At 33.2% G+C, this 14,060-nt stretch carries 19 protein-coding genes; 9 read left to right on the top strand and 10 right to left on the bottom strand.

The window, feature by feature from the left end; translation table 11 throughout:
- Positions 1–79: 79 nt before the first annotated feature.
- Both ACFSRZ_RS00170 and ACFSRZ_RS00165 read right to left on the bottom strand, forming a co-directional pair.
- Positions 80–754 carry a hypothetical protein gene (locus ACFSRZ_RS00170; RefSeq protein WP_379664486.1) on the bottom strand — a complete coding sequence of 225 codons (675 nt, stop codon included), beginning with the start codon at positions 752–754 and terminating at the stop codon, positions 80–82.
- A 7-nt stretch (positions 755–761) separates the two neighbouring features.
- Positions 762–1,466: a peptidylprolyl isomerase gene (locus ACFSRZ_RS00165; RefSeq protein ID WP_379664485.1), complete on the bottom strand. Its 705-nt coding sequence runs from the start codon at positions 1,464–1,466 to the stop codon at positions 762–764.
- Between the two features lie 126 nt (positions 1,467–1,592).
- Here ACFSRZ_RS00165 and idi point away from each other — a divergent pair, with 126 nt between their 5' ends.
- Positions 1,593–2,111 (top strand): isopentenyl-diphosphate Delta-isomerase, encoded by a 519-nt coding sequence (gene idi, locus ACFSRZ_RS00160; protein WP_379664484.1) that lies wholly within the window; start codon positions 1,593–1,595, stop codon positions 2,109–2,111.
- Positions 2,104–2,517 (top strand): 6-pyruvoyl trahydropterin synthase family protein, encoded by a 414-nt coding sequence (locus tag ACFSRZ_RS00155; RefSeq protein ID WP_379664483.1) that lies wholly within the window; start codon positions 2,104–2,106, stop codon positions 2,515–2,517. The genes idi and ACFSRZ_RS00155 overlap by 8 nt, the downstream gene beginning before the upstream one ends.
- On the opposite strand, the gene ACFSRZ_RS00150 is transcribed toward ACFSRZ_RS00155, so the two are convergent.
- The 3 genes from ACFSRZ_RS00150 to ACFSRZ_RS00140 all read right to left on the bottom strand — a co-directional run bounded on the left by ACFSRZ_RS00150 (position 2,518) and on the right by ACFSRZ_RS00140 (position 4,869).
- Entirely contained in the window at positions 2,518–3,192 is a 675-nt protein-coding gene (locus ACFSRZ_RS00150) for a DUF6090 family protein (protein ID WP_379664482.1), read from the bottom strand. It abuts the gene before it with no gap.
- Positions 3,193–3,227: 35 nt separating this feature from the next.
- On the bottom strand, positions 3,228–4,037 hold the full coding sequence (locus ACFSRZ_RS00145) for a DUF6090 family protein (protein ID WP_379664481.1): 810 nt from the start codon (positions 4,035–4,037) through the stop codon (positions 3,228–3,230).
- Positions 4,038–4,140: 103 nt separating this feature from the next.
- On the bottom strand, positions 4,141–4,869 hold the full coding sequence (locus tag ACFSRZ_RS00140; protein WP_379664480.1) for a DUF6090 family protein: 729 nt from the start codon (positions 4,867–4,869) through the stop codon (positions 4,141–4,143).
- Between the two features lie 169 nt (positions 4,870–5,038).
- On the opposite strand from ACFSRZ_RS00140, the gene ACFSRZ_RS00135 reads away from it, so the two are divergent.
- The gene (locus ACFSRZ_RS00135; protein ID WP_379664479.1) at positions 5,039–6,010 is read left to right on the top strand and encodes a type I phosphomannose isomerase catalytic subunit; all 972 of its coding nucleotides are present in this window, start codon (positions 5,039–5,041) and stop codon (positions 6,008–6,010) included.
- A 56-nt stretch (positions 6,011–6,066) separates the two neighbouring features.
- Here ACFSRZ_RS00135 and ACFSRZ_RS00130 read toward each other — a convergent pair whose 3' ends face one another.
- The gene (locus ACFSRZ_RS00130; RefSeq protein ID WP_379664478.1) at positions 6,067–6,420 is read right to left on the bottom strand and encodes a hypothetical protein; all 354 of its coding nucleotides are present in this window, start codon (positions 6,418–6,420) and stop codon (positions 6,067–6,069) included.
- A gap of 463 nt (positions 6,421–6,883) precedes the next feature.
- On the opposite strand from ACFSRZ_RS00130, the gene kdsB reads away from it, so the two are divergent.
- The 5 genes from kdsB to ACFSRZ_RS00105 all read left to right on the top strand — a co-directional run bounded on the left by kdsB (position 6,884) and on the right by ACFSRZ_RS00105 (position 9,544).
- Positions 6,884–7,621: a 3-deoxy-manno-octulosonate cytidylyltransferase gene (gene kdsB, locus ACFSRZ_RS00125; RefSeq protein ID WP_379664477.1), complete on the top strand. Its 738-nt coding sequence runs from the start codon at positions 6,884–6,886 to the stop codon at positions 7,619–7,621.
- Complete coding sequence (locus ACFSRZ_RS00120; RefSeq protein ID WP_379664476.1) at positions 7,614–8,309, top strand: HAD family hydrolase; 696 nt, start codon at positions 7,614–7,616, stop codon at positions 8,307–8,309. The genes kdsB and ACFSRZ_RS00120 overlap by 8 nt, the downstream gene beginning before the upstream one ends.
- The gene (locus ACFSRZ_RS00115) at positions 8,306–8,929 is read left to right on the top strand and encodes a CatA-like O-acetyltransferase (protein ID WP_379664475.1); all 624 of its coding nucleotides are present in this window, start codon (positions 8,306–8,308) and stop codon (positions 8,927–8,929) included. Before ACFSRZ_RS00120 ends, ACFSRZ_RS00115 begins: the two co-directional genes overlap by 4 nt.
- 24 nt (positions 8,930–8,953) lie before the next feature.
- A complete protein-coding gene (locus ACFSRZ_RS00110) occupies positions 8,954–9,220 on the top strand; it encodes a hypothetical protein (protein WP_379664474.1) in 267 nt (88 codons plus the stop codon).
- A 126-nt stretch (positions 9,221–9,346) separates the two neighbouring features.
- Positions 9,347–9,544 (top strand): hypothetical protein, encoded by a 198-nt coding sequence (locus ACFSRZ_RS00105; protein WP_379664473.1) that lies wholly within the window; start codon positions 9,347–9,349, stop codon positions 9,542–9,544.
- 37 nt (positions 9,545–9,581) lie between these two features.
- Here ACFSRZ_RS00105 and ACFSRZ_RS00100 read toward each other — a convergent pair whose 3' ends face one another.
- The 4 genes from ACFSRZ_RS00100 to ACFSRZ_RS00085 all read right to left on the bottom strand — a co-directional run bounded on the left by ACFSRZ_RS00100 (position 9,582) and on the right by ACFSRZ_RS00085 (position 12,767).
- A complete protein-coding gene (locus ACFSRZ_RS00100; RefSeq protein ID WP_379664472.1) occupies positions 9,582–10,052 on the bottom strand; it encodes a hypothetical protein in 471 nt (156 codons plus the stop codon).
- A 2-nt stretch (positions 10,053–10,054) separates the two neighbouring features.
- Positions 10,055–10,600, bottom strand: coding sequence for a hypothetical protein (locus ACFSRZ_RS00095; protein WP_379664471.1), 546 nt, complete (start codon positions 10,598–10,600; stop codon positions 10,055–10,057).
- A 32-nt stretch (positions 10,601–10,632) separates the two neighbouring features.
- Positions 10,633–11,181: an RNA polymerase sigma factor gene (locus ACFSRZ_RS00090; RefSeq protein WP_379664470.1), complete on the bottom strand. Its 549-nt coding sequence runs from the start codon at positions 11,179–11,181 to the stop codon at positions 10,633–10,635.
- A gap of 137 nt (positions 11,182–11,318) precedes the next feature.
- Positions 11,319–12,767: a TonB-dependent receptor gene (locus ACFSRZ_RS00085; RefSeq protein ID WP_379664469.1), complete on the bottom strand. Its 1,449-nt coding sequence runs from the start codon at positions 12,765–12,767 to the stop codon at positions 11,319–11,321.
- 77 nt (positions 12,768–12,844) lie between these two features.
- Here ACFSRZ_RS00085 and ACFSRZ_RS00080 point away from each other — a divergent pair, with 77 nt between their 5' ends.
- A complete protein-coding gene (locus ACFSRZ_RS00080) occupies positions 12,845–13,606 on the top strand; it encodes an MBL fold metallo-hydrolase (RefSeq protein WP_379664468.1) in 762 nt (253 codons plus the stop codon).
- The last annotated feature ends 454 nt before the right edge of the window (positions 13,607–14,060 follow it).

Raw genomic sequence — 14,060 nt, 5'->3', positions numbered from 1 at the left:
GATGTGCAAAGGTAAGTTTAATATTGAAAATTACGAATAGAGAATTACGAATTACAAATGTTGAATTGCGAATACTGAGTTACGAGTTGTTTTTTGTTGAATTTGCTTGATTAATATACTCTTGAACCGTCAAATTCATTTTGTCTAAATTTTCTCCATTGCTAAGATCATACGTGTAACTACCGCCATTGATTTCTGTAATAAAGCTAATTGTATTGGGTTTTACTTCTTTCCAACATTCAAAAGCCAATTCACAAAAAAGAGTTTCTACAACACTTTCAAAATTGAAATGATAGTCAAAATCGTACAGATCATCTTTCCAGTTTCCGCCTTTGATCTGAAAATGATCCAGTAGCGTTTGCAACTGTTTTTCTGCATAACTGGTTTTCATCTCCAAAACAGCTGAGTGTTTTTTCTCAGGGGGTTCTATGTTTTCTGCTGTAAGAGAAAACTTGTGCCAAGGATGAAAGTTATACCGGATAATGAAAGTTTGATTTTCTTGTAGTTTTTTAAAATATTGAAGCAGGTCTGATTGGATAGTTTTTAAGATCAAACTTTTATAGACTTCTTCTGTGAGATCCCAAAAATCGTTAGAATCAATAAGTTTGATATCTACAACTTCTTTTCTTATTTGCTCCAATTCGCTTTCTGAGAGCTGAAGAAGATCAACAAAATCATAGGTTTGTTCAGCCAAGCTCTGATCATCTTGAATGATTTTAGTGAGTTTCTGTATGGATAGAACAAACTGTTTCATGGTATATTTACTTAACTACAGATGCTTTTATAAAAACATCTTTTACCGGCCACTCTTTATTATCTGCTTCCAGTTTAGCAATCTTTTCCATAGTACTAAGCCCCTCAATAATTTCACCAAAAATAGTGTGTTCTCCATCTAAATGGTGACTTCCCCTTTTGTCTTGAATCATATAGAATTCAAAAGGAGAAGATACCTTCTTAGGATTGTCTTCCCATTGTCTGGCTGCTGCCAATGACCCGTAATTGTGTTTGTGATATGATTTTATTTCGGCAGGAATTCTATAGTTGTATTTGATTCTTTTTTTACGAGTAATAGGAAGATCTGAGTTTCCTCCTTGTACAATAAAACCGGGAACAATTCTATGGAAACAAGTTGTGCTAAAGTATCCTGTTTTGGTTAGAAAGATAAAACTAGCTCTGTGAAGAGGTGTGTCTTTATACAAACGGATCTTGATATTTCCCAAACGAGTTTCAAAAAGAACGATGGTTTCCGGGTTTAACTTTCCGTAAGCTGTTAAGAATTCTACTACATTATTTTTGTTAATGGTATCGGTTTCCTTTTCTACCGGAACTTCTTTTTTTACAGTAGAAGTCTCAGATTTTTTCTTGATAGTTTTTTGAGGAGTAGCTTTTACTTCTTGCTTTACTTCGTTGTCTTTACATTGAGAAAATGCAACCAACAGAAGGAATAAAACAACAAAATATCTCATTGATAGTAATTTTGGAATGAACAAATTTAAGAAACTCTAGCTTGTTTTTCTTGGCGAAAGATTAACAAAAGGCGGTTGAATCAGTCTAGTTTCAATTTCTTATTTTTGCTTTACGAAAGATTATCAATGGAAGAACTAGTTATTTTGGTTGATGAGCAAGACAACCAATTGGGGCTCATGCCAAAAATGGAGGCACACGAAAAAGCAGTATTACACAGAGCTTTTTCGGTTTTTGTATTTAATGACCAAGGCGAATTAATGCTGCAACAAAGAGCAGCTGACAAATATCACTCTCCTTTATTATGGACAAATACCTGTTGTTCGCATCAAAGAGATGGAGAAACTTCTTTAGAAGCAGGGAAACGTCGTTTACAGGAAGAAATGGGGTTTGTTTGTGAGTTAGAAGAGATTTTTTGGTTTGTATACAAAGCTCCTTTTGATAATGGATTGACTGAGCATGAGCTCGATCATGTAATGATAGGAAGATTTAATGGAGAGCCTAACATTAACAAGGAAGAGGTAGAAGATTATAAGTGGATGCCTCTAGAAGCTGTGAAGGAAGACATAGAGAAGAATCCTGAAATTTATACAGCTTGGTTCAAGATTATTTTTCAGGAATCCTATGCTAAATTAAAAGATGCCTAGAGTAACCGCACATAGAAAAGCACATTTCAATGCAGCACATAGATTATTTCGCCCGGATTGGAGTGATGAGAAGAATCTAGAGGTTTTTGGAAAGTGCAGCAATCCTAATTATCACGGACACAATTATGAATTGATTGTTTCTGTAACCGGAGAGATCGATCCTGAAACGGGTTTTGTATATGATCTGGGAAAACTAAAGCAATTGATTCGAGCAGAAATAGAAGATGCTTTTGATCATAAAAACCTAAACATTGAAGTGCCGGAATTCAAGGAGTTAAATCCAACTGCGGAAAATATCTGTGTGGTAATCTACAACAAGCTACGAGTACATATAAAAGAAACACTAGACTTAGAAGTTACTTTGTACGAAACACCAAGAAATTCTGTAAGCTACTCTGGAGCGTAGTTATTCTTCAGTTTTAGATAGTCTAACAATTTCATTCAAGTAAGAATCCAGAGGTTCATATTTAATGGAACGCAATACATTTCGTAAATAGAAAATATGGCGTTCTGTCAAATTCTTAAACTTTTGGGTCGTAATAACTTTAAAATTTACAGGATTTTCTAATTTGGTGAAATCTCCGTTGTCAATTAAAAAAGGTTCAATCTTTTCTGACCAGAATACATTAGCAACTTGTTCCTCTTCTACATAATCCATTAATGCATCTTTCCATGAGATTAGATAGTTTCTCAATGTGTCATTGCTAATCAATTGATATTCTCCTGAAGAAATCAAAGATTCTATAATACCGTTAGAAGGATTGTAAGTAATACCGTTAAACGCTTTAAAATAATACTTACCTATGCTGTCTTTTACCTGAACAGGATTGGGATGATTGATGTAAAATTTGAATTTCTCTGATGCGGCTAATGAACTTTCATAAATGTCTTTTACACTCTTAAACTCCTGCAAATTTTTAGAGAAGTCTTTGTGAAGTTCTTTTAAAATAGACTTCTCTTTTATTCTGTCTTTTCTACCTTCATTCCAGTTATTGATGTATAGCGCAATAAGAATTCCAACCACAACTAAGAGTGTTTCTCCAATGGCATATTTAAAATACTGACCTGTTTTGTTTTGCATAAGAAAATTTTGACGTGTTTTTCTAAAAAGTTTGATCATTTTCGTCTTTTTAGTTCTTTTTCCAAAAGAGCAATTAATTGTTTTACATAGAATTGCCCTCCACGATAGCGATTGATTTTATAGGACCTATATCGATAAGCTTGGCGCATCAAAACTTTAAATGTGTCATCCTTTTTTAATTCTTCGAAGTTTTTAGGTACAAATCCAACAGTAACAAGGTGAGGTTTTCCTTCACTTGCTTTTTTATAAGGGTACTTCAATGTGAAATCTGGGAACTTTTCTATCATTACCAGTGTAGAGTCGGTGTTGGCTGTAAAATGCTTTTGCAAATAGTCAGAAAAGAAGATTTCTACATCCGGATAAAAAGGGTTCTGTTTGCTTATTCTTGGAAAAATGTTCTCGTAAGCAATTTGTATTCCTTTTCGTATCGAATCGTTCTTTATAATGGCAAAACCTTCCTCTTTTATAGCGTCGTAAGTAGAACGTACAGGATATACATACTCATCTTTCATCAACCAATAAAAATCAAAGCACAGAGAATCTTGATAACTTTCGTTTTTAGAAATTTGATCTATAATTCTAAAATGAGCACGTTCTCCTAATCGCAAAGAATGGAAATCGTCATTGATATCGCTAAGCATACTAGAAAGGTCTTCTTTTATATGCTCGAGAAAATCTAACTCCTGTTTTTCTCTTTTTAAATCAGAATTCCAATTGCTTACTTGCAACGCCAGTAAAATACCTACTACGACCAAAAGGATTTCTCCGATGGCATAACGAAAGTATTTCCCGGTGTTTCCTTCTGAAACAAGAGATCTTCTTACGTTTCTAAAGAACTTGATCATTATTGTTGTCTTTTTTATGCTTTTTATATCCTATAAGCAAACGGATTCCCAACCTAGCAAACAAGATAATGGCAATAACCATTACAATATCAAACCCATCCATTTATTCCGTTTTTTTGATTCGTTCTTCTATCTTTTTTAATAATTCAACAGCCCCCTTATTATACAGATCTACAAAAAGTTTGTGATTTCTTCCGGCCAATACATCATTGGCAGCCACCATTTTCCGATACTCTTCACTTTCTGTAAAAAAGATAACCATATCTCTAGAATACTTGCCTAAAGTCCAATCTACAAACCAATCTTTAGTTTTAAAGAACTCTATATTCTTAAAGACTTCTTCTTTGATAAAAGCGTTACTGTCTTTTACCAAAACATCGAATGTAGTGTAGAATTGAGTGATATTGGTAATTAACGTATCTGTTTTTGTTTGATGATTATTAGAAAAGTCCTTAAGAAGCTCATATCCTTTTTTCTGTATGACAAAAGGTTGATAAATAGTTACCAAACTTCTGCATTCCGGACATTCTTTATAATTGTTTCTGTCGAGTTTTTTTTGAATGATCAGGTCGCTTTTTTTCTTAATGGTGTCGTAAAAGCGAATGATTCTACTTGCAGATGCAGTATCTCTTTTAAGATCTAGCGAAACATTCTTAAGAATGCTTTTTAGTTGCTTGTTGCTCTTTCTCTCTTCATTCCAATTGTTTACCTGTAAGGCCAAAAGAATTCCTATCATGACCAAAGCAATCTCACCAATAGCATATAGCATATAGTTGCTAACCTTGTTCTCTCGAAGTAATTTTTGGCGAACTCTTCTAAAAATTTTTAGCATCTAAAAGGTTGATTAGTTAATGATTAGTTTTTGTTCTTGTAAAAATGTTACAAATAATTAAGCTTGCAAAATTTATATTTAATACTTTACAGCTTATCTCAAAGTTAATTATTTTTTAATGATGCTTTTCTTTGGGATTTATCCTAAATTTGCGGCTCAAATATAATCTATGGATCAGTTCATAAAGTTCACACCTATTTTAAAAGACAAAATTTGGGGAGGAGAGAAGCTAATGACTCTTCTTCAAAAAGAATCTGAAAGAAAAGATATTGGAGAAAGTTGGGAAATTTCTGATGTAGAAGGAGATACTTCAATTGTAGCTAACGGAAAGCTAAAAGGAAAGGACTTAAAAGAATTGATCGAGGAGTTTAAAGGAGCATTGGTTGGTGAAAAAATTTACAATCATTTTGGAAATAAGTTTCCTTTATTGATCAAGTTCATCGACGCAAAAGAAGCTTTAAGTATACAATTGCACCCACATGATGATTTGGCTATGAAACGCCATAACTCTTTTGGAAAGACAGAGATGTGGTATGTGATGCAAGCTGATGAAAAAGCAAATTTGATCGTAGGTTTTCAAAAAGATGTAACCAAAGAAGAGTACTTACATCATTTAGAAAATAAGTCGTTGACAGATATTCTGAACATAGACGAAGTATCTAAAGGTGATGTGTATTTCATTCCAACCGGAAGAGTTCATGCTATTGGGGCAGGAGTGTTGTTAGCAGAAATTCAACAAACTTCAGATATTACCTATCGCGTGTACGATTGGGATCGTCAAGATGCTCAAGGGAATTATAGAGAACTGCATACCGAAGAAGCTATTGATGCCATCGATTACAAAGCGCAACCTACCTACAAGACGGTATATGAAAAAACTCAGAACACATCTTCAGAGATTGTTTCTTGCCCTTATTTTACAACCCATGTTGTTCCTGTAAACGGAGAAGTATCAATAGATCATAAAGGCAAAGACTCTTTTGTTATTTACATGTGTGTAGAAGGCGAAGTGGTCTTTGAGAAAGAAGGACAAAAAGAGCAGCTGCAAACCGGAGAAACCTTATTGGTGCCGGCTTCATTACAACAGTTTTCAATTACTTCGAAAACCAAAGCAGAGTTGTTAGAGGTATACATAAAATAGAACAGACTCGGTAAACCGAGCCTGTTGCAAACAAACCAAAATCAACTTAAAACAAATTAAGAAGCTCTTTTAAATGTGTAGCCAAAGACGGCTTCACAGATAATTTCATTTTTAACAGATTGTTTTTTAGAAACTTTTACCAATAATTCCAGATCGGAATTGCTTAGCTTTTTGATCTGGTTCTCTACAATCAGTTCATCATTCAAATAAGCATTTTGCACAAAGTTCAACTCAAAACTTTTAGGAATTTCCTCTAAAATATCGTTGTAAGGAAATATCGAACTTTTGGCGATGTATTCCACTTTATCAAAGAGAACTGAAGTGCTCAAAGCTTTGTACTTATTTACCTGTCTTTTATTTACTGTAAACTCAAAAGAGTTCTTATTTTTTTCTATATAAAACTTATGCATGACTACGGATTAAAATTCAACAATGGCTCTGGGTCTTTTACTTTTTGTGACGAGTTAATGAATTGTTGACGCATGCATGTTTTTACTGTTTTACTAATTTTCATGATATTTCCTTTTTAAGTTATACAAACAAAAAAAGGTGCCTTTTAAAAAAGCACCTTTTACTAAATATATTTTGATAAGATTTTATCTTTTCCTACGTATATGATCGGTGCTTTTTTCTACATAGATATATTGTTGACGCATAGTCTTCTTACAGATCACGGAAACCATCATCTGAGCAATAAATCTATATGTGTTTTTAAGGCCTTTCATATACACCAAATGTAGATATTAATTTTGAGTACAAGAAATCAACTTGTTAATTATAATGTTAAAGTTTTAAAGATTTCAATATTTGAGCTAATCAAAATTAAGAATGCATAAATATGTATCTTTGAGGCCTAAAATCAGACATCAGCAGATGAAAATAATAGCCATGATACCTGCACGCTACAGTGCTTCGCGTTTTCCGGGGAAATTAATGAAAGATTTGGGAGGAAAACCGGTTATTCTAAGAACCTATGAAGCTACTTTAGCTACACAGTTATTTGATGAAGTTTATGTAGTTACAGATTCGGATGTGATCTTTGAAACCATTACCAATGCAGGAGGAAAGGCAATTATGAGTCAGAAAGAACACGATTGTGGTTCCGATAGAATTGCCGAAGCCGTTGAAGAATTGGATGTAGATATTGTTATTAATGTACAAGGTGATGAGCCTTTTATTGACGAAATTTCTTTGGCTAAGCTTATTGATGTTTTTAAGAATGATCCGGAAGAAAAGATAGATCTTGCTTCTCTAAAAGTGCAGATGAATGGAGTAGATGAGATAGAAAACCCGAACAATGTAAAGGTGATTGTTGATCAGGATGATTTTGCTATGTACTTTTCAAGAAACCCAATTCCTTATGTAAGAAATACTTCAATAGAAGTAAAACACTACAAGCATATTGGTGTGTATGCATTTAGAAAAAGCGCATTGATCGACTTCTATTATACTCCCAAAACACCATTAGAATTGGCAGAAAGTATTGAAGGAATTCGTTATTTGGAAGTAGGAAAGAGAATTAAAATGGTAGAAACCAGTAGTGCTGTAGTAGGAATAGATACTCCGCAAGATTTAGAAAAAGCAAAAAGAATTTTAAAAGACAATGCATAAGAATATCAAAGTCATTGCATTTGATGCAGACGATACCCTTTGGGTAAATGAGACATATTTTAGAGAGGCAGAAAAGAGATTTGCTCGCTTACTTTCACAATACGAGACTGAGAATAAAATTGATCAAGAATTATTCAAAATCGAGATCAAGAACTTAGATATGTATGGATACGGAGTAAAAGGATTCATGTTGTCTATGGTAGAGTGCGCTTTAAAACTTTCTAATTATACAATTTCTCAGAAAGTCATTGAAGAGATCTTAGATATAGGAAAAGAGATGATTGAGAAACCAATTGAATTGTTGGATGGAGTTGTAGAGGTTTTGAAGCAATTGCAAGGTAAATACAAGTTAATTGTTGCTACCAAAGGAGATCTATTGGATCAGGAACGAAAGTTGGAAAAATCTGGATTGTTAGATTATTTCCATCATATTGAGGTGATGAGCGAAAAGAAAGTACCTGACTATAAAAAGTTGGTAAAACACTTAGATATAGAACCCAAAGAACTCTTAATGATAGGAAATTCTTTAAAATCTGATGTGTTACCGCTTATTGAAATAGGAGCATCGGCTATTCATGTGCCTTTCCATACAACATGGGCTCATGAAGAAGTATCTCAGCAAGATGCTGCAAATTCCGATTATAAAACCGTTCAATCTATAAAAGACATACCTGCTTTAGTGCTATGAGATATTTGGATATAGAAAACTGGAACAGAAAAAAACATTTCGAGCATTTTAGTAAACTACAAGACCCTTATTTTGCTGTTGTTGCAGATGTAGATGTTACCAAAGCTTTTCAATACGCAAAAGAAAAGAAGATCTCGTTTTTTGCTTTGTACTTACATGCATGTATCAAAGCAATCAATGCTGTAGAGAATTTAAAATATAGAATAGAAGGAGATAAGGTGGTTATTCATGATGTAATTCATGCTTCTGCTACCATTCCAAGAGAAGATACCACATTCGGATTTTCATTTATCCATTATTCAGAAGACTTTGAAGAGTTTAATAATAACTTGGAAAAAGAGAAAGAGCGCATTGTAAATAGCACTGACTTATTTCCTCCGGTGAATACAGAAGATTGTATTTATTGTTCTGCATTGCCATGGATTCAATTTTCCAGTCATAAAGAACCTGTATCCGGATTCAAAGAATCTGTTCCTAAGTTAGCTTTTGCTAAGTTTTCAGAAAAAGAAGGGAGATTAATGATGCCGGTTTCTATAGCTGTAAACCATGCGTTGGCTGATGGGTATCATGTGGGTGAGTTTTTTAAACACTATCAATCAGAATTAGATAAAATAGGCTAACTTTGTAGCCTAAAATAGAACGATATGGCAAGTATTAAGAATCTAAAGAAAGACATTAACGGTGTTTTTGATGATATTATAGTAGAATGCTGTTTATGGGAAATTTCTAACCCAAAAGCAGATATGAAGAAGTCTGAAGCAATTATAGGTGAAGCTGTTGAAGCCATAGATGAGTTAATTGCTAAGGTAAACGCAAAAGATGTTGAAGACAAGAGAGCACACTTTAAATCTATTAGTGCTGAGTTAGAATCAAAAGCTACGCAATTGATAGAAAAAGTAAACAAATTATAAATTAACTTTTTTTTATAATTCTGATAAGCCACTCTTTGTTCAAGAGTGGTTTTTATTTTTTATTTTTGTTTACATACGAAAACAGTTTCGGCTTCGTTATATTTATGAACCTAAAATTATCCCCAAATGGCTAGAGCAATGTATGAGTATACTAAAACCATCCTGAAAAAGGTAAGTTTTAGTTCAGATCTATTTTGCAAAGAATTAGAAAAAGCATTAACAAGACTACTACCACACGAAGTAAAAGAATTAACCATATGGCTAAAAGAGTACACAGTAAATAAACCCGATTTATCGGCCTGTTTAGCCATCATAAGAGAATAAAAAAAGGAAGCATAATTGCTTCCTTTTTTTATTTCATTTATTCTTTCTTAACTCTTTTTCGTTGCTTTCGTAGCTTTTCAAAAAGTTCTCGTTTAAACCCTCTCTCAGCAACTTTCAGTTGAAGAATCTTCTTGTAAGTAAAAATACTCTTTAACTTTTGGGCATATTCTTTATTTACCTTGTGATATTTCTCTTGAATAGCCATCATAGAAGTGATTACACTTTTGGCATCTGCTTCAGATAATTCGCTAATTTGATCTTTGCTCCTGATCATTCTCCAGATCTTAGTACTTTCTTCTTTTCGAAGTTCAGATACTTTCTTTTCATGAGCATTGTATACCGGCCAGAACTTTTTTGCCTCTTCTTCTGAAAGGTTTAATTTATCTGTGATATAAGCAATCTTATAAGCTCTAATCTTATCTGGATCGTGCTTACTTCTTCTTTGTGAATACGCATTCACAGTTAAAAAGAACACGAGTATGGGGATTATGTAACGAATGTTTTTCATAATTAATTAAGTTCTTCAAACAGACCCTCAGATTCTTTAATTAGAATGTAAGTGTCATTTTCGTCTAAATATTTATCAATAATATCATTTTCTAAATCATTATCAAAGACAAAAGTATCTTCAAGATCTGTGTCTTCATCAAATGCATCTACAATATCTTCTGTAGAAACGATTTCAATATTCTCATCAATCCAAGCAATTACTTCGTCTGAAGTAAGATCTGGATCACCTTTGCCATAAACAATTAAATAGGATGCAAACAATAGAACCACAGCTGCTGCTGCGCTAGAGAATCGAGCAATTCTAGTTCTTAACGGAACTATTTTCCCTTTTTTAGGTAGCTCAACTCTTTCTAAGATACGATCTTCTAAAGATTCGAAATACCCTTCAGGAAGGTCAAAACCAGAGTTTGTAGGTATGATCTCTTCCTTTAATTTAAAAGAAAAATCATCCTCAACCTGATCAAAATATCCTTGAGGAACTTCAAATCCTGAATCTTTTGGGATTTTTGATAATCGATCTTCGATATTTCTATAGTTGTTTTCCATCTTCTTGTTAGACAAACTTTTATTATAAAAGTTTAATCTGTATATAACTTTATATATTGTTCTATCTTTTTAACTGCATGAAAATATGACGCTTTTAAGCCTCCAACAGAGGTTTCCAGAATTTTGGAAATCTCGTCGTATTTCATGTTGTCAAAGTACTTCATATTAAATACCAGCTGTTGTTTTTCCGGTAAAGTAGCAATTGCCTTTTGTAGAATTAGTTGAATTTCATTACCAGAGAACCAATCATCAGAATTTAAGTGCCCTACCAAATCTTGTTTGATCTCAGAAATATCTGTATTTCGTTCTCGAGCTCTTTTATTTAAAAATGTAATGGATTCGTTAGTAGCAATTCTGTACATCCAAGAATATAACTTGCTATCCTGTTTAAAATTGTCAATTCCTCGAAAAATTTTGATGAAGGTGTTTTGCAGCACATCGTCAGTATCATCATGAGATATAACGATCTTTCGAATATGCCAATACAAACGCTCTTTGTATTCTTTGATCAATATTCGAAAAGCCTGCTCTTTGGTTTGAACATCCTGGAGTTGTTCAACTAAAGTTACTTCATCTACCAACTTAACTAGTTTTCTATTTTAGACCTAGTAAAGATAGAAAGGTTTAATTAAATTATTTTTTAGATGCTCTATTGGTTAGATTATCCAATTATCCGAGACAAAGAACTGTAAATATATTTACGAGATCTTGCGAACTGTTATTTTCTTACTCTAGCTCTTGAATAACCAAAAAGTCTGTTTTGAACAATTGTTTCAGAGATACCTTCCGGTAACATTTCTTGCCACCCATCTTCTCCTTCAGAGATCATTCTCAGTACAGTTCTAGAGAAGATATGTAAGATCTCAGGATCAAAATCAGTAATGTCAATTAATTTACCGTTGTTCTTAAAGAACTTATAAAGTTCTTTCATACGAGGGTGAACTTTCAGGTTATCACTAGTAATATACTCTTGCGTTTTTTCATCCTTATAAGGATACATGTATACCTTTAGATCTCTGTAGAATAGTTTTCCGAAGGCTTCTAAAATTCCTCCACTCATATGACGGTAGTATTTCTCGTCAAAGATCTGGATAAGGTTGTATACACCCATGGCTAATCCCATACGAGCTTTGGTAAACTCACTAAAGTATTCTACCAGTTTAAAGTATTCTTGGAAGTTGGTGATCATCACATTCTGACCTAATGAACAAAGCAATTCAGCTCTGTCTAAGAAATCACGTTCATTAATCTCTCCCTCGGCACGTAAATTACTCAAGGTGATCTCAAAGATGATCTGAGAGTTTTCAGGATCTACCTTCTTTTCTTTAAAGAATAGCTTTTTAGCATTTTCGAACATGTCCATATTAACCTTGGTTACAGGTCTAAAACTTCCTCTTAATGCTAAGATATTCTTCTTGTAAAGAACTTGTGCCGGTAGTAAGTTGTTTCCATCAGGCCCAAACATTACCGCATTGGTCATGCCGTTCTTTACTAATTGTAAACTCATCAAACGATTGTCTACATACATAAATCGAGGCCCTGAGAAATTGATCATATCAATTTCAAGCTGATCTTTGTCTAAGTTATCGTAGAATGATTTTAGTAACTCTTTAGGATTGTCATTTAAGTAAAATGCTCCATAAATAAGATTTACTCCTAAAACCCCTAGTGTTTCTTGTTGCAAACGAGCATCCGTTTCTTTAAAACGTAAATGCAATACAATTTCATTATAATCCTCTAATGGATCTAGTTGAAAACGAATACCTACCCAACCATGTCCTTTGAATTTTTTAGAAAAATCTATTGTTGCTACAGTATTTGCGTAGCTAAAGAACAACTTGTCCGGGTGTTTTTTTCTGCTCAAGCGATCTTCAATAAGATCTACCTCATGTCTAAGCATTCTTTTCAAACGAGATTCTGTTACATAACGTCCGTCTTCTTCAATTCCATAAATTGCATCAGAAAAATCTTTATCATACGCACTCATCGCTTTTGCAATCGTTCCAGAAGCCCCACCAGCTCTAAAGAAATTACGCACCGTTTCCTGACCGGCACCAATTTCTGCAAACGTACCGTAGATGTCAGTATTTAAATTAATTCGTAATGCTTTTGCTTTCGTAGCAGGGACATTGCTTATTTTTTGATCTCCTTTTAAAGAAATAGCCATTTTACTAGGTTTTGCTTGAAAAACAAAAGTACTAAATTTAGAAATCAACCATCAAATTTTATGCTATTTTTGTGTATATGAAGATTACTTTTTTAGGAACAGGAACTTCGCAAGGAATTCCTATGATTGCTAATAATGATCCTGTTTGTTTATCTGAAGACTCAAGAGATAAAAGATTGCGCTCTTCTGTAATGATATCTTGGGGTGATGTAAACTATATTATTGATTGTGGTCCAGATTTCCGTCAGCAAATGTTGAGAGAGAATGTACAGTCTATCAATGGCGTTTTATTTACACATGAACATTCTGATCATACAGCCGGAATTGACGATCTGCGTCCCTTTTGTTATCAAATGGGTGAAGTTCCTATCTATGCCAAAAAAAGAATTGTAGATAACCTCAAAATCAGGTTTGCCTATATTTTTGAGACAGAAAATAGATATGCCGGAGCACCTAAACTAGAAGAACATATTATTGATAAAGATTCTTTTGAATTGGATGGGGTAGAGGTAACTCCTATTGAAGTAATACACGGCAAGCTGCCGATTACTGCATATCGATTTGATGATGTAGCCTATATCACAGATTTAAAAACAATTTCTGATGAAGAAAAAAAGAAATTGGAAAACCTTGATGTCTTAATTGTAAATGCACTTCGAATAGAAGAACATCCTACACATTTAAATCTAGAAGAGGCTTTAGCTTTTGTAAAAGAATTGAAACCTAAAAAAGCCTATTTTACCCATATCAGTCATAAGCTAGGGTTTCACGCAGAAGTAGAAAAACTACTTCCTGAGAATGTGTTTTTGAGCTATGATGGATTGGTGCTTAGCATATGATTTTGCTAGGTAAACAAAGGGGTTTGTATGTAAATAACTGATATTCATTGCGTTGTATTATTTTTTTTCTTAAATTAGCAATCAGTAACAATAACACAATTAATAACTAACATTCAAATTTAATTTTAGAAAACAATAAGTTAATCTGAAATTTCTCTAGTTCCCTACCTGAGCATATTATTTCTAATATGGTTCCCTATCGCTTTTTTGATTACTATTTTTTACATGGTATACCTCCCTCTAGATAACATTTACAATGTAACCTATCAACATGTATAATCAATTAAATCAAATAACTATGCACAAAATTCCTTTCTCATTTAGCAATAGCTAAAAATAAACTACAACAACTATTTATTGTTAAGACAATAAGTTAATCTAAAATTTCTCTAGTTCCCTATCTGAGCATATTATTTCTAATATGGTTCCCTATCATTTTTTTGATTACGAGCTT

The organism is Pseudotenacibaculum haliotis (assembly GCF_042684245.1).
Taxonomy (GTDB): Bacteria; Bacteroidota; Bacteroidia; order Flavobacteriales; family Flavobacteriaceae; genus Polaribacter; species Polaribacter haliotis_A.
The sequence above is the reverse complement of the archived record's forward strand: the minus strand, read 5'-3'. Positions and strand labels throughout refer to the sequence as shown.